Genomic DNA, 20,140 nt, shown 5'->3' on the forward strand with positions numbered 1-20,140 from the left:
GCCAGCGAGATGTCCGCGGGGCTGTTCGAGTTCATCGCGCAAACCTGCGAGGCTCTGTGAGGCATTTAGGGGGGCAACAACACTCAGCCGCCCTCTGGTTGCTTCAGAAACCGTCCTAGCGGAGTCATCTGGAGTAACTCGTAAGTTGCGCCGATGCGTAACAGAAAGGCAGTGCCAGCGAACGATACGCCCGCAATAATAGACAAGGTTACTAGCTTCCAGAAGTTTCCGAATGGTAACAACGGGCGAACAAGAAGTACGATGCCAGCCATTAATAGTGTAATCGCGATTGTCCCGCCCAAATCACGTAACTGGCGAAATGGGCGATAGTCAATCATGCGGCCAGCTACCCCAGCATTGAGAAAGAAAGCCAAGAAAACAAAAGCAGTCTGACCAAGCGCTAGTCCTGTGACACCAAAAAAGCTACCAATACCTAAAAACAATACTCCAATAAACTTCTTTGCTATTTCTACCTTTAAGTACAGATCAGACCGCCCCTGAGATAGTATGAGTTGAAGATTAACGGCGTGCAAGGGAAACAAAACGCCGCCGATTGCCAGGATCGTCAAGATTGGCGCCGCCGGCAGCCATTTTGCACCGTACAAAACGTTTATAATTAGGTCCGGCACCGTTGCTAACATCGCCATCAGTGGCAGATTGATAAGCATGACCACGCCTTGAGCTAATCGGGTACCTCGTCTTAGTGCGGTTTTGTCGTTAAACTTGCTAGAAAAAATAGGTAAGGCAACACGTGTTACGATCGCGGATAGAATACTAGCGGGAAGACTTTGTAGGTTCTGAGCGCGGTTGTAAAATCCTAGCTCCTTCGCCCCATACAATTTACCTATTATAAGCGTTGATCCCTGAACGTAGACTACGTCTAACAAACCAGACAGTGCAACAAGCGAGCCAAAGCTGGCAAGCCGCCGAGCGGCGCGTAAATGCGGACTTCGAAGTGGGCGCCATCCCGCTAGCAGCCATATTAGACCCGTATTTACGACCGCGTAGGCTGCGGCTTGAAACGTGAAACTCCAAATTCCCGCGCCATTCATTGCTGCGACTACCGCGATAACGCCGCTAATTATAGACGCCGAAAGACCAGCCTTCGCTACGCGATCAAACCGCAGTTCGCGCTGTATTTTTGCTGCGGGAACTGTAGCAAGTGCGCTAAATGGTACAATGACGGCCGTGCCATATAGCAGGGGGGTGAGTATCGGATAGCCGAATAACCGTGCTACCGCCGGAGCTACCATGGCAATAAACGCCGACAAAATAATAGATATAATGAGGTTGTACCAGAATACAGACGTCATCTCTTCGTCGCTGATCTCTTCGGCTTGTATAATAGCCGTCGAGAATCCACCGTCTACCAAGACTTGTGATAGGGCGACGAAAATCAGTGTTAATGCATAGATACCAAACTCCGCAGGCGACAAGATTCGGGCAAGAACAATAGAGACTATAAATTGAATGATAAATCTTGCACTAAGATCTAGTCCGCTCCAAATTCCTGCGGAAACAGTTTTATTCTGTCGCATATAAGTCTTCTATTAAGGGTTTCACCTCGCCGTTATCTTTTTTACAAATCCCGTTACGATTTGCCCGGTCCTTTCGCCGGTTATCACTCTTAATGCCTTGCCGGCGTTTCGTTTCATAACCGGCCAAATGGGCGGATCGATAGGACTAGCTGTAAGGTTGTGAAAATTAAGTGCGGGAATAATTTCGATACCGTTTGCAATAGATCCAAAGTAGGCAACTTCTAACGCCAGTTCCTGCAAATCGCTCGATGATCCCCACCGGGCATTAAGCAAGTAATTGACTTTATCTCGACAAAACCTCACCGAGGTTTCAGTATCAGCACTATCGGGCGAGTCTGGAAGAAGCGAGCCATAAAAGTTTTCTGGACTTACATCGTTAAAAAAGCGCTTCGTTATTAGAAAATGCTCACGGCGTAAGCGGTTCTGTTTCGCTGGCGAGGGCCTTGATGTATTATTTTGATGTATGCGAAACCGCACAAGTTTCTCGGGCATAACGTAAATATCGAAGTGCTGAAGTAGCCTAATCCACAGATCCAAATCTGGTAGCTGACGAAGCATGTTATCGAGCAATCCGATTTGCCCATATACTTCTCTACGCAAAAGCACCGATGGATGACATAAGCAGTTGTCACTTTCAATGATTTGCCGAAGCCACGCCTGACGGGATTTATTTTCCTGTCGGAATTGATCGATATCTGCTACAACGCTCGGTATAACTTGAGCATCGTTCTCGTCAATCCACGTGACATCTGAAAATATCGCTGCAACACTTGGCATCGATATCAATTTATCTAATTGCAATGTAAGCTTGTTCTCTTCCCATATATCATCTGAGTTACATACAGCGATAAAATCACCCTTTGCACGTGCAATTGCGATATTCATCGCGTTGCATGCTCCAGCATTTGGGCTCAATGGGATATGGTAAACCCGCTCGTCTTCTACGGACGCTATGATGCTATTCGACGAATCGTTCGACCCATCGTCTACAATGATCAATTCTAAATCACGCATAGTTTGATTTAGAATTGAGCCAATGGCACGTTCAATGAACTGGGCGTGGTTATATGACGCCATAATGACCGACACGCGTGGCATGATTACGTCCTATGTAGGTGCGTGTATGATACGCGTCGATGCGAGCTTTACGCGTTAATAGCGGTTAAAATCGCTCGACCATAAGCGGTTTTCTTGAAGCGTTCACCAGCCGATCGGGCGATATCTGCTGTAATGAATCCCATCTCAAACGCAATTTCTTCTAAGCAGGCGATCTGTATGCCTTGGCGATGCTGGATCGTCCGGACGAACTCGCTGGCCTCGAGCAGGCTGTCGTGTGTGCCGGTATCGAGCCAGGCATAGCCGCGGCCCATTTGTTCGACGAACAGGTCGCCGGCGTCCATGTACAGGCGGTTTAGATCGGTGATCTCGAGTTCGCCGCGTGCTGACGGCTTCAGGTCGCGCGCGAGCTGGACGACGCGGTTGTCGTAGAAATACAGGCCGGTAACCGCGTGATGCGACTTCGGCTTCTCGGGCTTTTCCTCAAGGCTGATCGCCTTGCCGCCTTCACCGAACTCGACCACGCCGTAGCGCTCGGGATCCTCGACGCGGTAGGAAAACACCGTCGCCCCGCTCTTGCGCGCAACGGCGCTCGCGAGCAGGTCGGTCAGGTGGGCGCCGAAGAAGATGTTGTCACCTAGCACCAGCGCGACATTATCGTCGCCGATGAAGTCCGCGCCGATGGTGAACGCTTGGGCGAGGCCCTCAGGCTTGGGCTGTTCGGCATAGGCGATGGTCAGGCCGAGCGCCGAACCGTCACCGAACAGGTTCTTGTAATTGCCGATATATTCGGGGCTCGAGATGATCAGGATGTCGCGGATACCGGCGAGCATCAGCACCGACAGCGGGTAATATATCATAGGCTTGTCGTAGACTGGCAGCAATTGTTTGTTGACCGCCAGCGTAGCCGGGTGGAGGCGCGTACCTGAACCGCCTGCTAAAATAATGCCCTTCACGCGCGTGTCTCCTTGTTGGGTGCCCCGAGCAATTCGTCGAGGATGTTGCCGAGCGCGGTCTGCCACGCTGGCGGATGAATGCCGTAGTCACAGATGATCGCATCGTGGCTGAGCAACGAGTTGGCCGGCCGTGTCGCTGGTGTCGGGTACTCTGCGGTGGTGATGCCCTGCACCTCGGCACTGGCACCGCCGCGTGCGGCGCTCTGTGCGAAGATCTCGCGGGCGAAGCCCGCCCATGTGACCGCGCCGGCGTTGCTGAAGTGATAGGTGCCTGTCGGTGCGGTAACATCCTCGACAAGCCGCATCGTAATCTTTGCAAGCGCAGCTGCGAGGTCGGTGGCCGACGTCGGGCTGCCGTGCTGGTCGTCGACCACCCGCAGAGTGGGGTTGGTCGCACCGACGCGGAGCATCGTTTTGATGAAGTTGTTGCCGTGCGCGCTCACCACCCAGGCGGTGCGGACAATCGCGTACCGTGCACCCGACGTGCGAACCGCGAGTTCACCACCCAGCTTCGAGGCACCGTAGACGCCGAGCGGGGCAACCGGATCGGTCACCTCCCACGCGCCGTCGCGCGCGCCGTCGAAGACATAGTCGGTCGAAACCTGGACGATCGGGATATCGGCCTTCACGCACGCTTCGGCAAACGCCGCAGGTGCCATCGCGTTGACGGCCCAGGCGGTGACGACATCGCTCTCGGCCTTGTCGACGGCGGTGTAGGCGCCAGCCGAGATGACCGCCGCCCAGGGCTGCGACGCGACCATCGCGGTGATCGCAGCGGTATCGCGCAGGTCAAGCTCGTCGATATCGATCGCGGCCACCGTCCAACCTTCCGGCCAGGCGTAGCGCTTCAATTCGGTACCGAGCTGGCCCTTACCGCCGGTGACGAGGATCCGCTTCACGGTGTCGCTGATACCGCCCTCGCTCATACGGAAAGCCCGCGGCGCTGGTCAGCCTTGTGCTCGGCGACGATGGTTTCCCACCAACCCTGGTTGTCGAGATACCAGGCGACGGTCTTCTCGATCCCCGTCTCGAACGTCTCGGCAGGCTCCCAGCCGAGCTCGTTCTTGATCCGGCTCGCGTCGATTGCATAGCGCTTGTCGTGGCCGGGACGGTCCGCGACGTAGGTAATCTGCGTCGCATACGACCGACCGTCGCCCCGCGGGCGCAACCGGTCGAGGATCGTGCAGACGGTCTTCACGACCTCGAGGTTCTGCTTTTCGTTGTTTCCGCCGACATTGTAGGTCCGGCCGGGCTCACCCTTTTCGAATACGGCATGCAGCGCGCGAACATGATCCTCGACGAACAGCCAGTCGCGGACCTGGTCGCCCTTGCCGTAGACCGGCAGGTCGGCGCCGGCGAGCGCCTTGACGATCATCAGCGGGATCAGCTTTTCTGGGAAGTGATAGGGCCCGTAATTGTTCGAGCAGTTGGTGATCAGCACCGGCAGCCCGAACGTGTGTCCCCAGGCGCTGACGAGATGGTCGGAGCCCGCCTTCGACGCTGAATAGGGCGAACGCGGATCGTAGGGCGTCTCTTCGGTGAACAGCCCGGTATCGCCAAGCGAACCATAGACCTCGTCGGTCGAGATATGATGGAACCGGAACGCTGCCTTCGCCTCGTCGTCGAGGCCAAGCCAGTAAGCGCGCGCCTCGCTCAGCATCGTGAAGGTGCCCACGACGTTGGTCTGGACGAACGCACCGGGTCCATCGATCGAACGGTCGACATGGCTTTCGGCTGCGAGATGCGTGACGATCTCGGGCTTGAACTCGGCGATAGCGGCCTTGACGGCGTCGGCGTCGCAGATGTCGCCCTGGACGAAGCGGTAGCGGTTCGAGGCCGCGACGCGCTCGACCGTCGACAGCGTGCCGGCATAGGTCAGCTTGTCGAAGTTCAGGACCTTATGGTCGGTGTTCTCGATCAGATGACGGACAAGGGCCGAGCCGATGAAACCGGCCCCGCCGGTGACGAAAATACGCATGGTAGTATCCTTTAGGAAAGCGGGCTGAGGGGGCGGCCGTCATAGGGAAAAGGGCTATTAAAATCGGAAAGCGCTGGCAGCACGCGATCCTTGTCCGATAGCTCCGGCACAGCGCCTACTGGCATCGGCCAATCGATACCGCATCTGTCCCAGCGAATTCCACCGTCGTTATCAGGCGCATAGGCGTCGGTGCACTTGTAAGTGACCTCGCAATTATCGTCGAGTGTCAGAAAACCGTGCGCAAAACCGATAGGAATGAAGAGCTGATGGCCGTTGTCTGCTGACAACTCGGCCCCAACCCATTGGCCATAGGTCGGTGAATCTTTACGAACGTCGACAGCCACGTCAAAAATCGCACCACGGATGCAGCGCACAAGCTTGTCCTGCCCACGAGGCGGTGTCTGGAAATGCAGACCACGCAGAGTGTACCGGGGCACGGACAACGAGTGATTGTCCTGAACGAAAGTCTGCGTAATCCCGAGACCCTCGAAGGTTGAGCGATTATATGTTTCGGTAAACCAACCCCGATTATCGCCAAAACGACGAGGGCGAACGAGTTGCACGGGTGATGCTGATATTGTCATGGGCGGCTGATCTACAGTCATGATGTGATGCTAGCAACTGGACGTTCATGACCTGCCAATATCCTCAGCTGGCCAGTAGCGGTCCGGTTCCGCTTACGGGCCCCCGCGTTTGAAAGTAGCCGGGCTCCTACTCTGGTCCAGCTTATGCCGCACAAGCTCGGCGTATCGAAGCGCTTTAGGTTTGAGCATACCTATGTTGCCGGCAACCTTGCATGTCACGCAGTGCGCCATGGCGAGTTTACCGAGCTATCTCGTTAGTTTCTGAACGCTACAGAGGCAATGAGCCAAAAAAGGGTTGGTTAGGATCGACCTGTCGAGCTTCGCGTGCGGTGGATTAATCCGGTGGACCTAGACGCCTCCGTCGATTTCGGGGTAGGAGGCCGCGTGCGGTACATCATAATAATAGCCTTGGTTGCGCTGGCCTCTCCCGCTCCTGCTCAGCAGGCATCAACAGCTTCTGACGTTCGTCAAGCGTACGGTGATAGGCTTGATAAGCGTGACTTTGATACCATTGTCCAAGGGAGTGGCCGCAGGTTAGAGACCCGACTCAGTAACCGCTTGCCTAATCGCGTAAATACGCGGATCGAACGTTTCAAAGTACCCAACTCCGACCCAGCCGCGGCATATCGCGTAAGTGCAGATGACGGAACCAGCCGGATGACAATCATACAAGCACCACTTCCGCCGGCGGACTGATAGTCTAGCACGCGTGGCACTGGGTTGTTAAGACTTGTTTGATGTTCGTATAGGTACGTCTGATCTAACGGAATGGTAGGCGTTATAGCCGCTGAATGTTTTGCTCAGCTTTGCCATTTAATGAGCTTAGGATAAGTTATGATTGATCCGGTTACCCGTCGAGACGTAGTCGGACATTTACTCGCTGCAGGTACGGCAACTCAGCTTCCAGGAACGGTCCAAAACGATAGCCGATGTTCTTCGACCGGGACGACGTTAGGCAGCAACATTGAAGTCATTGGTTTATTTAAAGACATTAGTCGACCGTGTCTTCGGGCGGACTGTGCTTTCGTCGGGACGACGGGCCATTCGCGAATCGGGCAGGGCGCTGCTTCTTATGCGTATGATACTGCCGTGGACGCGCGGTATGTAGCCTCACATCGCCGCACCGCATTTATCGATGCAAACGGGCGAGGCTTCCGTCTGTCAGAGCAATCCCCTGATGTGCTCCAGGCTGGAGCGATTGGTGATGGTAGCGTTGATGACACGGCCGCGTGTCAGGAGGCTCTGAATATCGTCGAGTCTGCCGGGGGGGGCATTGTGATCCTGCCTGTAGGAAGTTACAAAATCACCGCACCTCTAAAGTTGCCGCCGCACGTCAGCTTACAAGGGTACGGCCAATCGTCAGTTCTCCATGTCAATGGCTGTGACGGCATTGCTATTAGTAAGTCAGACGTGATCGGCCCCCGCCGGGTATCCAACTTCACGATACTTGGTAGCTCATGCGAACGCGCGTCCGCTATCACGTGTGATTTGGACGACGCCGACCGTGCGCAGGGCATAGTCTTTGAAAATCTATATTTATCATTCTTCGGAATTGGCGTAAATAGTCGGGGATTTTGGCATACTACATTCCGTACGGTAAGTATGCATCAAGTATGGCGCGGTTTTCATCTTCGTGGAAGAAATGTAAAGATTACCATCGATGATTGTCGTATCACTCAAGGCGATTTACTGAAAGGGGATGGTCTATCTGTCGGCATCCAAGTTGGCGATGAGGTAACTAAATTTAGGCCGGAAGACGTTCAGGTCAGTAAAACTATCATTTTTGGATTTAATAAAGCGATAGTATGGCGGCAGGCGCTGTTCGGCGGCGTGGTAAGTTGTGACTTGGATGCCTGCAGCAACACAGGACTTGAGTTGGTCACCGCAGACGGTGGGTTCACGTTTCGCGATAACTGGGTCCAGGTAGACGGGACCAATGTTCGTGGCATTGACTGCACAGCTCTAGGGTACGAACCTCAACTCACGAATATTTTAATATCAAACAACAGAATTAATTCTAACAAGGCATCATCTGGCTCTTGCGGAATTTTGGTGGGCAACCAGCAGTCCGATATTGTAATTGATAGCAATAGCATCAGTGGAAGATGGGAATCCGGCATTCAGGCGAGTGGTGCGCGCCGACTCGGTTTGCACAAGAACAAGGTAGCTGGAAACATTACACTGGAGCGATGCGCCGACGTGACGGTCGCGCATAATTTCGCAGGGGGGGGCATGTCGCTTACGGCAAATACCGGTCTAGTTACGGACGTTGGCTTTGGACCGCATAGTGCCAAAATCGTGGGAGGTATTATCATACTGGCTGGGCAGACGAACCAAACCGCAAGTTTCCGGTCACTTAACTTACCTGACTTGCCTGAAGGGATGTATCGAGTATCGCTCGTACTTGCTAATATTTCGGGGCAGCCACGAGGTGAGATACGTGGAGAGGTGACCCGAACGGGGATCAGCGTGCAAGTCGAACGATCATCACCGCGCTCAGGCGATATTTCTTTCCAGATTGGAGCATACTGATGTGTCGTAAATTCGCATAGTATGGTGTTGAGTGGGCGTCCGGCCGGCGCGACGCTTCAGTCAGCTGGAATACCAGTCGTCGGGTATAATGCTATCCGAGCGATCGAACCGTTGGTCCAGCCCGTGAGAACGTATAAGCAGCGGGACTAACGGCGTATGAATTTGCCCATGAAAAAAAACTTTCGGTCATCGTTATAGATATGGCAAAACGATGATAGCTAAGAACGGCCCTAGGAGATCGGGTAGGCGCGATTTTCTATCCAGGTTAATAATACATCGCAAATCAGCGGAAACCGTGCATGACCCCCTTAGTAAACCGTCGTATCCTGCTAATTGGGATAGGATTCTATGATTATGAGCGGGTAATAGCCGACGAATTTAAGCGTCTGGGCGCACAGGTACTCGTTGAGTATGAGAGTGCGCCGGAGAGCCGAGGGCTGCTCGCGCCGATAAAGCGTCGGTTGTCTCCCGTATCGGATGCCCATTTGGCGCGACATCATGCCGGGATACTGGAACGGTCGCAGGCGATCGGGACCCTTGACTATGTTGTAGTCATCAAAGGCACTTTGCTTGGCGAAGCATTCCTGAGAACCCTCAAGGCGAAGCATAGGCATGCATGTTTCGTATCTTATCAATGGGACTCAATGGCGCGGTTCCCCGAATTGGTGGATCGCCAGCGGGTGTTTGACCGAGTCTTAACATTCGACCAAGCTGACGCTGCTACGTATCCAGATTTTATATTCCGGCCGACATTTTTTCGGCCTGAACTGCTCACGGCCGAGCAACTCATCCCGATAGATTTGTGTTTTGTAGGTTGGCTTCATCACGACCGGCTTAAACAGGTCGAGGCATTGCGCGAACAAGCTGATAGTCTCGGCCTATCTTCGTTCTTCTACCTCTTTACAGGCGTTCGAACAGGTTTGGAAATACTGATTCAAGGGCGGGGCAAAGACGTGCATGTTCGTACATTGCCATTCGCAAGGTATGCTCGTTACATTGCTTCGTCGAAGATTATTGTTGACCTTCCTCATCCAGATCAAGCTGGCCTTACGATGCGAGCGGCCGAAGCGGTGGGGACAGGCAAAAAGTTGATGACGACTGCGAAGAGTGTCTCGGTATACGACTTTTACCGACCCGAGAATGTTTCAATAATCGATGCAGCAAGTCCACGGTTAGACCCTGAATTTCTTTCAGTGGCATACACAGATGTCGATAAACGCCTTGTGGAGCGATACTCTCTTCGTGTTTGGGCGCTGGACGTTCTGGGCCTGACCGAACCAACCGGCTTCTTGGCTAAGTCCGCCGTCGGTCGCGTTTGATGACGAACGAGGATACTAGCTTCGCTGGAACGCGCGGCATAATGGCAGTACTCGTCCTTTACAATCGCCCTCTCGAGCGGGCTACGCCGTGGCCGATGCTGCTAGCGTGGCTCAAGGAGGACTCGCGACCTCGGCTAAAACATTGCCTGATATACGATAATTCGCCTACTGCGATGGTAGATCCCTCCGTCCTCGGAGACAATATTACCCTCGTTTGGCAACGTGACAACGGAGGTACGGCGAATGCGTACCATGCCGCTGCAGAGCGGGCCGTTGGAGTCGAATGCGACTGGCTGCTACTGTTAGATCAAGACACCGTCCTACCCTTCGATTATCTTCAGCTGGGGCAGGAGGCGATTGATAATAGGACTGATGTTGCGATCGTGGTTCCCCGGGTCAGTCATGACGGGCAACTCATTTCACCTGCAACGATTACCCCCATGGGATCAATTGTACCTTGTCTTGATCCAAATCAAGCTAGGGGCATGCCGACTGCAATCTCCTCAGGTGCAATTATTCAGCGTGCGATAATCCATCAGTTGGTCTTTCCATCAGCTATCTGGCTTGACTATGTCGATCACTGGATTTTCTTGCAGCTATCCAAACGTTTCGAAAAAATTGGTGTAATAGATGCACGATTGGCACACGATCTTTCTGTGCGTACGCCAAAGACATTATCTGATGCAAGAGTGGCAAGTATCTTGAACGCGGAGACGTCATTTTACGCGGCGTTCGGCGGCAAGGCCCGTGCGATCTTACCGTTCCGACGTCTGGTGAGAGCGGCAAGGTACGCTGCGGCAGGTCGCCTGTCTTTGGCCGCCCTCGTCGCAGGCGGCATTTTCTTTGGAATGGTATCTCCTCGCCATGATTGAAACCCTATTTCCGCTAGTGTTGACTGAGGTAGTCCTTGGGGGGGGTGGGCGAACATTCTCCATTGGAGCTATCAGTCTAAGGATGCTTCTGTTCGCGGCCTGCCTTGTAGCCTCCCTGTCAGTATCTTTAACTTCTCCACGTCAGCGCGATGGGCTAAACGTCGCCGCGTTTCTGGTACTCGCGTTCTTTGCCAGCCTAGTTCCGGGGCTGCTTGTAGACGCTTCCAACGGTACGTCATTGAGTGTAATTGGTCTTGAACTTCAGCCGCTTCTTTTCTGGCTTAGTGCGCCATTCTTTGCGATGGCATTGCAAGATGCAAAAACAGTAGAAAAAGCAGGAAATATACTCCTATTCGGTGGTTTAGCGGTAGCGGCAGTTACATCGTTATTGATGGTCGGACTCTATGCCGGTTTTGTCAGTTTCGGTGCAATATATCTTTGGGGTGATGCAACTAATGAGTTATTCTTTCGTGGCCCGCTGACCTTTTTTTATAAGGGTCATTTCTTTGTCGGTATCGCTTTAGTTTTCTGTGTCATATTAGCACCACGTCGCTGGAAAGCTATGGCGACAATACTTGCGTTTTCTCTTGTTCTGTCAGTTACGCGTGGCCTGTATTTAGCTGTAGTTCTTGCTATAGTATTTAGCTTCTTTGCTGGGCGTCGACCAATTGCCATCGTGCTAACCTTGGTTGCGGCAATTTTGATTGTTGGTCTTTATGGCGAGACAATAATTAACTTAATCTTTGATCCAAGTCGAGCTGCGTCGGGGGAAACACGATCTCGAGACTTCTCTTACTTCTTAGCCACGTTCACTTCTAGAACTTTGTTATTTGGCGATGGGACCGGTACATTACTTAACAATCGTCACAATATTGAGAACAGTTATGTTTGGGCGATATGGCGGTTTGGCATTGTTGGCCTATCTTTTTGGCTGTTGCCACTATTCATCTCTGCCAAATATTTCTTCAAAGTTCCGTATGAAAGTGAGTACCGCAAGCTGGCTAGCGCATTCTTTTTTGGGGTTGTAATGTTATACGTCGTTACCGCATTCAATCCGTTCGTTAATAACTCGATCGGTTTAACTTATCTGTTATGCGCGATATTTTCTCTTAGGCGTTTAAGCTTAGCTGTAGTCGATCGGCCCATTCTAACTGCAGGTCTTCACGTATGAGCAACGTTCGTGTCAGCTTTGTAGTTGCGACTTTTAACGGCGCGATTTACGTAGAAGAGCAGCTACATAGTATTCTTGCTGCACTAGGTGAAGAGGATGAAGTCATCGTTTCTGATGACGGATCATCCGACGGCACGATAGAACGGGTGAGGGCGATAAACGATCCGCGTATCTATGTCGTTATTGGTGACGTCCGGCTAGGCTATCAGGGTAACTTTGCTCGCGCTATATCGGCGGCACGGGGGCGGTACATATTCTTCTCTGATCAGGACGATGTTTGCCTGCCGGCACGAGTCCCGCTTTCTCTTGAAGCTCTCGAGGGGGCTTCATGTGTATGTGGCGATGCAGTAGTTGTCGACCAAAACCTAGACGTGCTTCATGCTAGTCATTTTATGCAACGTGGAGCAAAATTTAGTGCGCTTTCGATCGTTATGCGGCCATCGGTAATTGGGGCAACGCTCGCCTGCACGAGAGCCTTTTTAATGCGCCATCTGCCTTTCCCCGAAGGCGTACCACACGATATGTGGTTATCCTTTCATGCTGCGCGCATAGGTCAGCTCGCGGTCGTTCGAGAGCCTTTTATTCTGTACCGTCGTCATGGGACTGCCCTATCTGCTACCGGCGCCGTCAGTAAACGATCATATCTAAAACGTATTCGCGAACGGTTGCTATTAATAAATGCCGTGTTTCGGGGGGGCTAGAGGGGCGAGTCGACCTTATAAAAGCGAAGACAGATGACCCGACCCGTTGGCGGTCATATATATTTTCAGCATAGATGCTTTCCTGTGTCGTAAGCGGCACATCAGTTCAACGGAGTGTTGAACATAGCGTTGGACCATCGATGGTCGCGGCGCGTGACACTGCTTTGTGATCCAACGTCAAGCAAACATATCGCGCAGGTCATCGTTCGTAAGCGGTGTTCTGCTGGCACCATGTTGACGACGGCGTAAGCGCGGGCGGATCGGCCTTTTCTGAAAAGTAGGTAGGCCTACAGCCATGACGATGTCATGTGACGATGCTGGCACTGAGCCGCTAAGCCGGTCCGGTTCGTGGTGTTTACGGGAGCGGGCCGGCGTCGCGAGTGGGGCGACGAGACCCGGGCTCGGATTTTGGGGAGGGCTACGCGGGGCTGGAAAGCGTCAGCGCGGTGGCCCGACGCCACGGGCTAGGCCCGTCGCAACTGTTCACCTAACGGCGGGAGGCGCGCAAAGCCATGGAGGTGACAGCGCCGGTATTCGTGCTAGCTGTCATTGAGCCGACTTCGGTCGCCGCTGTTTCAGAGTGATCGGTCCGACGGCGTTCCTGACAGGCGCGTGCCGATGGCATGGTGTACGCCTCCGGTAGCGGCCGCCTTGCCGGTCAGGCGAAGGACCGGTCTTAAGCGCGCTCTTAAGAGTACGCTTAGGAGTAGGTGTTGTGGGTCAGATCACGGTTTTCGGCGGGCCTGAGCGCCGTCGCCGGTGGAGCGATGAGGAGCGGGTGCAAATCCTGGCGGAGGCCTTTGCACCGGGCGCGTTTGTTGCGCAGGTCGCTCGGCGGCATGATGTCTCGACGGGGTTGATCTATACTTGGCGCCGCAAGTTTCGCCGACGGTCAAATGCGCCGACTGCGGTCGCCGGCTTTGCCGAAGCGGTGGTCGTTGAGGATTGCCCGGTCGAATTGCCGACCGTGCAGCCGACCATCGTCGTTGATCTGGCGCGGGGCGGACGCGTAAGTGTCTTCGCATCAGCGTCGCCCGATCAGGTGGCCGCGGTGCTCAAGTCCGTGATCCGATGATACCTGTTCCGAACGGCGTGAAAGTTTGGCTGGCGTTGGGTCACACGGACATGCGGCGTGGCATGCGTTCGCTCGCATTGCAGGTTCAGCAAGCGCTGAACAAGGACGTCCATGCCGGCGACCTGTACGTGTTCCGCGGGAAAAGCGGGTCACTGTGTAAGATCCTGTGGCATGACGGGCTGGGCATGTCGCTGTACGCCAAGCGGCTGGAGCGCGGGCGCTTCGTGTGGCCGGCTGCCAAGGACGGCACGGTCGCGATCTCGGGCTCGGCGATGGCGTGCCTGCTCGAAGGTATCGACTGGCGCAATCCGCAGGAAACGTGGCGTCCGACCCGGGTTGGGTGACTACCTCCAGCGGCAGTCAGGATGAGAAAAGCGGCGGAAATCCGCCAAAAACCATAGGTTTCTCAAGGGTGTTCTGGTATAATCTGGCATGCTTTCGAGCGATGCCTCCGACGAGCTTTTGCAGCTTCGCACCGAACTGGCGGTCGCTCGTGATCTCGCGGAAAAGGCCCAGGCGAACGCGCTCAATGCCGAAGCCGAAACGGCCCGCGTCAGAGCTATCAATGCCGATCTGCTAGCCCGCAATGCTCATCTCGAGTTGATGAACGAGAAGATGCGGCGCGACAAATACGGCGCCAGTTCGGAACGCAGCCGTCGGCTGATCGACCAGTTGGAACTGACGTTCGAGGAGCTCGAGGCGGACGCCACCGAGGCGGAGGGCTTGGGCGCAATAGCTGCCGCCAAAGCGACGACTTTGACCGCGTTCACCCGCGTAAGGTCCACCCGCCGCGACTTCGATCCAGGCTTGCCGCGCGAACAGGTCGTCATCCCGGCACCCGAGCTGTGCCCTTGCTGCGGGTCGGCCGACCTCAGCCATCTTCCGGCCGATATTACCGAGACACTCGAAAAGGTGCCCGCCCGCCACAAGGTAATTCAGACCGTACGGGAAAAGGTCTCTTGCCGTCAGTGCGAGAAGATCAGCCAGCCACCGGCGCCGTTCCACGTCACCCCGAGGGGCATGTTCGGGCCGCACTTTCTGGCCAGTTTGGTCTTTCAGAAATATGGTCTGCACCAGCCGCTCAACAGTCAGCGCGATCGCCTCGAGAGCGAGGGCATCTCCTTGAGCCTGTCGACGCTCGCAGATCAGATCGGCGCAGTGAGCGTAGCTGCCAGGCCCTTGTTCCTGCTAATTGAAGCGCACGTCCTGGCGGCCGAGCGTCTCCACGGCGATGACACCACCGTTCCGCGGCTGGCGAAGTACAAGACCGACGTCGCGCGGATCTGGGATTACGTGCGCGACGACCGCCCGTTCGGCGGTCCAGCACCGCCGGCAGTGCTGTGCTATTACTCGCGGACCCGGAAAGGCGAACATCCCCGCGGCCATCTCGCTGGCTATACCGGTATTCTGCAGGTCGACCGCTATGCCGGCTTCAACGACCTGTTCCGCGATGGCTGGGCTGACAAACCGATGACGCGGGCGAACTGCTGGGCTCACGCCCGCCGGCAGTTCTTCGAGCTGGCCGATGTGGCGCGTCAACTCAAGCGCCAGAAGGGCGGCGTGCCGCTCGTCTCGCCGTTGGCGAAGGAGGCTCTGGAATGGATCGACCAGATCTTCGCGATCGAGCGAGAGATCACCGGGCGGACTGCCGGCGAGCGCCTGAGCGTGCGCCAGGAACGCGTCGCACCCCTGATCCGAGCACTGGAAACCTGGATGCGGGAAAAGCGCGGCATTCTGTCGCGTCACGATGCCGTCGCCAAAGCGATCGCCTATCTGCTCAACGACTGGGCGGGGTTCACGACATTCCTCGTGGACGGTCGGATCTGCCTGACGAATAACGCGGCCGAGCGAGAGCTGCGCAGCGTAGCGCGCGGCAGGAAAGCCTGGTTGTTTGTCGGCTCGGATCGCGGCGGTGAGCGCGCTGCGATGATGTACAGCCTCATCGGCACCGCCAGGCTCAATGGCGTCGATCCGCTCGCGTGGCTTACCGACGTCCTTGTCCGCATCGCTGATCTGCCGCAGTCCCGGCTTCATGAGCTGCTGCCTTGGGAATGGATTCGCTTTCGTAAAACGCCGCTCGTGCAAGAGGCTGCCTGATGACTGATCCCCAACCCGAACCCGAACTGATCGAATCTTCGCTGAACCGGTCGATCGAGCGAGGTGGCAGGCGACTGGAAGTCCACATCGTCCGTCTAGCAACTGAGCGAGGGTGGTCTCTCGAAGTGGTCAACGATCACAACACCTCGATCGTCTGGGACGACCAGTTCGAAACCGATCGCGACGCTGATGCAGCCTTCCAAAGCGCGCTGGCCGAAGAAGGTTTCGAGGCCTTCCTCGACAAGGACTGACGCACCAGCCCCGCTCCGATAGCCGTCAATCCGCGGCCTCTATCGGATGCGTACGGCATGGTTGTGTTGGAGATCGATGGTGTGGTGGTGAAGATCCGGCGCGGTGCGGATGCCAGCGTCATCGCCGCGGTGATCGATGCCTTGAAGGTGTCGCGTTGATCGGTCCTGGCAGCGATGCGCGGATCATGGTCGCGACTGCACCGGTGGACTTTAGAAAAGGTGCGAACTCGCTCGCGGCGTTGGTGAAGGTTCAGTACGGTGCCGACCCGTTCTCGGGCTGGTCGATGTCTTCCGCACAAAGAGGGCGGACTGGGTAAAGCTGGTCTGGTGGGACGACGCGGGTTTGTGCCTGATGACTAAACGGCTCGAGCAGGGCGGCTTTCGTTGGCCAGGTATCCGGGACGGCGTGATCCAGTTGACGACCGCGCAGATGGCCGTTCTGCTCGATTGTTCAGAGTGGCGTCGGGTCCATGGCGGGCGCAAGCCCGTGACGCAGCAACTGCCCCGGTTGACGTCGTGCGAGCAGCCTAATACATTGCTCCGCATCGCTGATCGAGGCTGATCTTCCTTTTGATCCGCACGCTCTGCGCGCCATGCACGTCGCGACCATGGCGCAGTTGCAATCGCATGAAAAAGAACTTGCCTCGCTGCGTGGCGCCAATGAGCTGTAGCAGGCGCAAGTTGCTGTCCTGCATGCGGTCGAGGTGGAGGCTCACGCAGAGATCGTACGGCTCAGCGCTGTCAACGACCATGCCGAGGCGGAGCTCGCAAGGCTGCACGACATCGTCGCCGTATTACGCTGGCACCGCTTCGGCGCACGCTCCGAGAAGCTCGATGACGTGCGGTTGGAGATGGCGTTCGGGGATGCCGAGACGGCACTCGCCGTGGTTGCCGCCAGTCTCGATGCCGTAGCGGCCACACCGCGCGAGGCGGGTCGGCGCAAGACCAACCGCAGACAGCTCCCGGCTCACTTGCAACGGTTCAAGCAGGTCGTCGACATCGAGAACACGGCATACAGCTGCTGCGGTGGTGCTCTTCACGTCATTGGCGAGGACGTTTCCGAGCGGCCCGCCGTAGTGCCCACAACCTCCCACGTCCACGTCCACGTCACCCGCGGCCCGCGCTATGGTTGCCCCGAATGCGAGCCGGCGCCTTTGCAAGCGCCGACAATTGCCCATATCATCGACGGTGATCTGCCCAGCCAGGCGCTCGTCGCCAGGTACTGGTGTCCAAATACGTCGGCCACCTGCCCTTACGCGTCGCACCGCTGATTCACGCTTTGGAAACCTGGATGCGGGAAAGCCGAACCATTCGGTCGCGTCACGCTGCCGTCACCAAAGCGATCGCCTATCTGCGCAACGACTGGGCATGGTTCACGAGGTTCCTCGCGAACGGTCGGATTTGCCTGACGAACATGACCGTCGAACGAGAACGGAGCAGCGTAGCGCGGGGCAGTAAAGCTGGCTGTTCGTGGGTTGGGACCGCGGCGGTGAACGTCCTGTAATGATGTGCAGCCTGGACGGCGCCGCCAAGCTCACTGGCGTCGATCCGCTCGGGTGACTTGGAGACGTACTTATCCGCATTGCTGATCTGCCGCAGTCTCGGTTTCACGAGTTATATACCTTGGAATAGATACGCCTCCCAAAACGCCGTTTGTGCGAGAGGCTGCCTGATGACTGATCTCGAACCGAACCCGGACTGATCGAGCCTTCTCTGAACTGGTCGATTGCGCGAGGCAGCAGGCGACGGAGGTCCAGATCGTCCGCCTAGCTACCGAGGGAGGATGGTGCTGCGAAGTGGCAATGGCGCATCGGTGCTGATTCCTGACGGCGGCAGACATTTTTCACTCATTTAGTGAGCCAAATCGTGTACGTCGGCATCATGTCTGCACACAGCCGCGCACCACGCCTGACCCGACCCAGCCTATCATTTTTTCTGCTAGTGGGTTTATTTTGTGTTCTTACACTTGCGGGAGGAGCGTCCCGCGCGGACGTTCTTGGTCAGCCGATCGTTCGAGGCGTGGCGGCCGCCGTATTGGTCACAGCAATTCTTTTCGGAACTAAGTTTGAGGGGCGGACGATCCGTGCATCGTTGGGTTTGATTGTAGTGAGCGTATCGCTTGGCGTTCTACAGTTAGTTCCGCTGCCTCCATCCTTGTGGTCTGAGCTGCCTGGACACGCTGCGTTCCAGCGAGCGATAGCCGATCCGCAGCCATGGCGTCCGTTGTCCATTGAGCCAGGGGCAACACTGAATGCCGTAATGTCCCTTCTGGTGCCTACTACAGTAATTCTCGTAGCAGCAATGCTCCGTCGTGCAGAGCGTGAACTTGTTCTGACGGTAATCCTCATCCTGATCTGCGTAACGGCGCTTGTCGGAATTATTCAATTCTCGGGCAGTTCCTTCAACAGCCCTTTTGTGAATGACTCGACAGGCGAGGTCAGTTCGTTCTTTGCCAACCGCAATCACTTCGCGCTCTTCTTAGCTCTCGGCTGTGTCCTTGCCCCAGTTTGGGGTACACGCAATAGCGCTGCTCCAACATGGCGCGTTCCGCTGGCAATTGGCCTAGTAATCCTGTTTCTTCTTCTCATTCTCGCCAGCGGATCTCGCGCTGGCGTCGCTGTCGGCCTGCTGGGCGCAACGCTGGGTTTTTGGATGGCGCGTGATGCCTTGCATCAGCAAAAGTGGCGTCTGCCACGGTGGGCTGAACCGGTCGCAGCAGCGACGATCATCGCGGTAATAGCAGGTTTTGTCGTTGCTAGCTCCATGTCGGGACGCACTCAATCCATTGATCGACTTGTAGCCATTCACAACGTCGAAGACATGCGATCCCGAGGGCTGCCGACCGTACTTGGTGCCATTCAAGCGTATTTTCCGGTGGGATCAGGTTTTGGCAGCTTTGACACCGTCTTTAGAATGCGCGAACCGTTCGAGCTCCTGAAGCCTACTTACTTTAACCACGCCCATAATGATTTTCTTGAGGTTGCGATCGGCGGAGGGTTGCCAGCCGTGATATTGCTTGTCGTAGCGCTTTGTTGGTGGGTGAGCGCCAGCGTGCGCGTTTGGAGAATGCCGCCGGTGGGTGAGGTCATGCAAGGCCGAGTTGGCTCGGCTATGTTGCTGTTGGTGTTCGTCGCTAGCGCGTTTGATTATCCCGCTCGAACACCCATCGTCATGGCCGTGACGGCCCTTGCTGCGGTTTGGCTGGAGTGGGGTGCTACCCCTCAGACTGCTTTACGGTCTTCGCGGGTCAACCTATAGGACCCCTTCTGCCGCTTACGGGAACAATATGCGCACCAGCCAAATTTGTGCCGCTTTATGCTTATCAGCGCTCCTAGCCGGGTGCGGTGGCGGAGAGCCTCTTCGATCAACCGCCGATCTGACGGTCGTGCCTGATGCTGCATCGCTGCCTGCTCCAGCACGTGCGGATCTGGTCGCAGCCGACCGCCCGGCGCTGATTGGTCCTCTGGACACGATCGAGGTCGAAGTGATCAACATTCCGGAGTCGAGCCGTCAAATGCAAGTCGACGCGAGCGGACGCATCGCGATGCCACTAGCAGGAACGATCTACGCCGGCGGTAAAACATCGGAAGAACTGGCTCAAGCAATTAGTGCGTCGCTGCGTGCACACTATGTCCGCAACCCAGAAGTAGTTGTGAATATTAAAAGCTCCGTTAGCCAAGTCGCGACGGTAAATGGTCAAGTAACTGAGCCAGGTTTGTATCCTGTGACAAACCAAATGACCTTAATTCGACTCATTGCCTCCGCCAAGGGGTTGTCGGAGTTTGCGAGTAGCAAAGACGTTGTAATCTTAAGAACTGTCAATGGCCGCCGCATGGCTGGGTTGTATGACTTTGATCAGATTCAACGGGGAGCGTATGCAGACCCTCTTGTCTATGCCAATGACATTATCGTGGTCGGCGATTCTCCACAACGTCGCCTCTTCCGAAGTTTTGTGCAGCTATCGCCGTTGCTGGCTGGGCCGCTAATCGCAGTTTTGCAGTAAGGTTCGC

The 20,140-nt window shown here is 55.7% G+C and carries 20 protein-coding genes and 1 pseudogene; 14 read left to right on the forward strand and 7 right to left on the reverse strand.

Features of this window, described 5'->3' with window-relative positions; all coding sequences use genetic code 11:
* Positions 1-83: 83 nt before the first annotated feature.
* From QFZ54_RS17970 to rfbC, 6 genes are read right to left on the reverse strand one after another with little or no spacing between them, the layout of a single operon-like run.
* The gene (locus QFZ54_RS17970) at positions 84-1,538 is read right to left on the reverse strand and encodes a lipopolysaccharide biosynthesis protein (RefSeq protein ID WP_307089745.1); all 1,455 of its coding nucleotides are present in this window, start codon (positions 1,536-1,538) and stop codon (positions 84-86) included.
* 21 nt (positions 1,539-1,559) lie between these two features.
* Positions 1,560-2,636: a glycosyltransferase gene (locus QFZ54_RS17975; protein ID WP_307089747.1), complete on the reverse strand. Its 1,077-nt coding sequence runs from the start codon at positions 2,634-2,636 to the stop codon at positions 1,560-1,562.
* Positions 2,637-2,683: 47 nt separating this feature from the next.
* The gene (rfbA, locus tag QFZ54_RS17980) at positions 2,684-3,550 is read right to left on the reverse strand and encodes a glucose-1-phosphate thymidylyltransferase RfbA (protein WP_373458616.1); all 867 of its coding nucleotides are present in this window, start codon (positions 3,548-3,550) and stop codon (positions 2,684-2,686) included.
* On the reverse strand, positions 3,547-4,476 hold the full coding sequence (rfbD, locus tag QFZ54_RS17985; RefSeq protein ID WP_307089751.1) for a dTDP-4-dehydrorhamnose reductase: 930 nt from the start codon (positions 4,474-4,476) through the stop codon (positions 3,547-3,549). Before rfbD ends, rfbA begins: the two co-directional genes overlap by 4 nt.
* Positions 4,473-5,528 (reverse strand): dTDP-glucose 4,6-dehydratase, encoded by a 1,056-nt coding sequence (gene rfbB / locus QFZ54_RS17990; protein WP_307089753.1) that lies wholly within the window; start codon positions 5,526-5,528, stop codon positions 4,473-4,475. Before rfbB ends, rfbD begins: the two co-directional genes overlap by 4 nt.
* 11 nt (positions 5,529-5,539) lie before the next feature.
* Positions 5,540-6,133, reverse strand: coding sequence for a dTDP-4-dehydrorhamnose 3,5-epimerase (gene rfbC, locus QFZ54_RS17995; RefSeq protein WP_307089755.1), 594 nt, complete (start codon positions 6,131-6,133; stop codon positions 5,540-5,542).
* Between the two features lie 813 nt (positions 6,134-6,946).
* Between rfbC and QFZ54_RS18000 the strand changes: the two genes are divergently transcribed.
* The 10 genes and pseudogenes from QFZ54_RS18000 (at position 6,947) to tnpB (QFZ54_RS20550) (ending at position 16,692) form a co-directional block, all read left to right on the forward strand.
* Positions 6,947-8,644, forward strand: a complete 1,698-nt coding sequence (locus tag QFZ54_RS18000) for a right-handed parallel beta-helix repeat-containing protein (RefSeq protein WP_307089757.1) — start codon at positions 6,947-6,949, stop codon at positions 8,642-8,644.
* A 299-nt stretch (positions 8,645-8,943) separates the two neighbouring features.
* Positions 8,944-9,963, forward strand: a complete 1,020-nt coding sequence (locus QFZ54_RS18005; RefSeq protein WP_307089759.1) for a hypothetical protein — start codon at positions 8,944-8,946, stop codon at positions 9,961-9,963.
* A gap of 173 nt (positions 9,964-10,136) precedes the next feature.
* Complete coding sequence (locus QFZ54_RS18010; RefSeq protein WP_373458618.1) at positions 10,137-10,835, forward strand: glycosyltransferase; 699 nt, start codon at positions 10,137-10,139, stop codon at positions 10,833-10,835.
* A gap of 82 nt (positions 10,836-10,917) precedes the next feature.
* Positions 10,918-12,006, forward strand: a complete 1,089-nt coding sequence (locus QFZ54_RS18015; RefSeq protein ID WP_307089761.1) for a hypothetical protein — start codon at positions 10,918-10,920, stop codon at positions 12,004-12,006.
* On the forward strand, positions 12,003-12,707 hold the full coding sequence (locus QFZ54_RS18020) for a glycosyltransferase (RefSeq protein ID WP_307089763.1): 705 nt from the start codon (positions 12,003-12,005) through the stop codon (positions 12,705-12,707). The genes QFZ54_RS18015 and QFZ54_RS18020 overlap by 4 nt, the downstream gene beginning before the upstream one ends.
* A gap of 715 nt (positions 12,708-13,422) precedes the next feature.
* The gene (tnpA, locus tag QFZ54_RS18025; protein ID WP_307087759.1) at positions 13,423-13,782 is read left to right on the forward strand and encodes an IS66-like element accessory protein TnpA; all 360 of its coding nucleotides are present in this window, start codon (positions 13,423-13,425) and stop codon (positions 13,780-13,782) included.
* Positions 13,779-14,126: an IS66 family insertion sequence element accessory protein TnpB gene (gene tnpB / locus QFZ54_RS18030; protein ID WP_307087761.1), complete on the forward strand. Its 348-nt coding sequence runs from the start codon at positions 13,779-13,781 to the stop codon at positions 14,124-14,126. The genes tnpA and tnpB (QFZ54_RS18030) overlap by 4 nt, the downstream gene beginning before the upstream one ends.
* A gap of 88 nt (positions 14,127-14,214) precedes the next feature.
* Positions 14,215-15,879: an IS66 family transposase gene (tnpC, locus tag QFZ54_RS18035; RefSeq protein WP_307089765.1), complete on the forward strand. Its 1,665-nt coding sequence runs from the start codon at positions 14,215-14,217 to the stop codon at positions 15,877-15,879.
* A complete protein-coding gene (locus QFZ54_RS18040) occupies positions 15,879-16,130 on the forward strand; it encodes a hypothetical protein (protein ID WP_307089743.1) in 252 nt (83 codons plus the stop codon). The genes tnpC and QFZ54_RS18040 overlap by 1 nt, the downstream gene beginning before the upstream one ends.
* A gap of 185 nt (positions 16,131-16,315) precedes the next feature.
* A pseudogene (gene tnpB, locus QFZ54_RS20550) lies at positions 16,316-16,692 on the forward strand (IS66 family insertion sequence element accessory protein TnpB).
* On the opposite strand, the gene QFZ54_RS18045 reads toward tnpB (QFZ54_RS20550), so the two are convergent.
* Complete coding sequence (locus tag QFZ54_RS18045) at positions 16,658-16,846, reverse strand: hypothetical protein (RefSeq protein WP_307089767.1); 189 nt, start codon at positions 16,844-16,846, stop codon at positions 16,658-16,660. The pseudogene tnpB (QFZ54_RS20550) and the gene QFZ54_RS18045 overlap by 35 nt on opposite strands.
* Between QFZ54_RS18045 and QFZ54_RS18050 the strand changes: the two genes are divergently transcribed.
* The 4 genes from QFZ54_RS18050 (at position 16,835) to QFZ54_RS18065 (ending at position 20,133) form a co-directional block, all read left to right on the forward strand.
* Positions 16,835-17,401, forward strand: coding sequence for an IS66 family transposase (locus QFZ54_RS18050; RefSeq protein ID WP_307089769.1), 567 nt, complete (start codon positions 16,835-16,837; stop codon positions 17,399-17,401). The genes QFZ54_RS18045 and QFZ54_RS18050 overlap by 12 nt on opposite strands.
* Positions 17,402-17,421: 20 nt before the next feature.
* Positions 17,422-17,634: an IS66 family transposase gene (locus QFZ54_RS18055; RefSeq protein ID WP_307089771.1), complete on the forward strand. Its 213-nt coding sequence runs from the start codon at positions 17,422-17,424 to the stop codon at positions 17,632-17,634.
* 797 nt (positions 17,635-18,431) lie between these two features.
* On the forward strand, positions 18,432-19,388 hold the full coding sequence (locus tag QFZ54_RS18060; RefSeq protein WP_307089773.1) for an O-antigen ligase family protein: 957 nt from the start codon (positions 18,432-18,434) through the stop codon (positions 19,386-19,388).
* A 28-nt stretch (positions 19,389-19,416) separates the two neighbouring features.
* The gene (locus QFZ54_RS18065; protein ID WP_307089775.1) at positions 19,417-20,133 is read left to right on the forward strand and encodes a polysaccharide biosynthesis/export family protein; all 717 of its coding nucleotides are present in this window, start codon (positions 19,417-19,419) and stop codon (positions 20,131-20,133) included.
* Positions 20,134-20,140: the final 7 nt, after the last annotated feature.

Origin of the sequence: Sphingomonas faeni, assembly GCF_030817315.1 — a bacterium.
GTDB classification, from domain to species: domain Bacteria; phylum Pseudomonadota; class Alphaproteobacteria; order Sphingomonadales; family Sphingomonadaceae; genus Sphingomonas; species Sphingomonas faeni_C.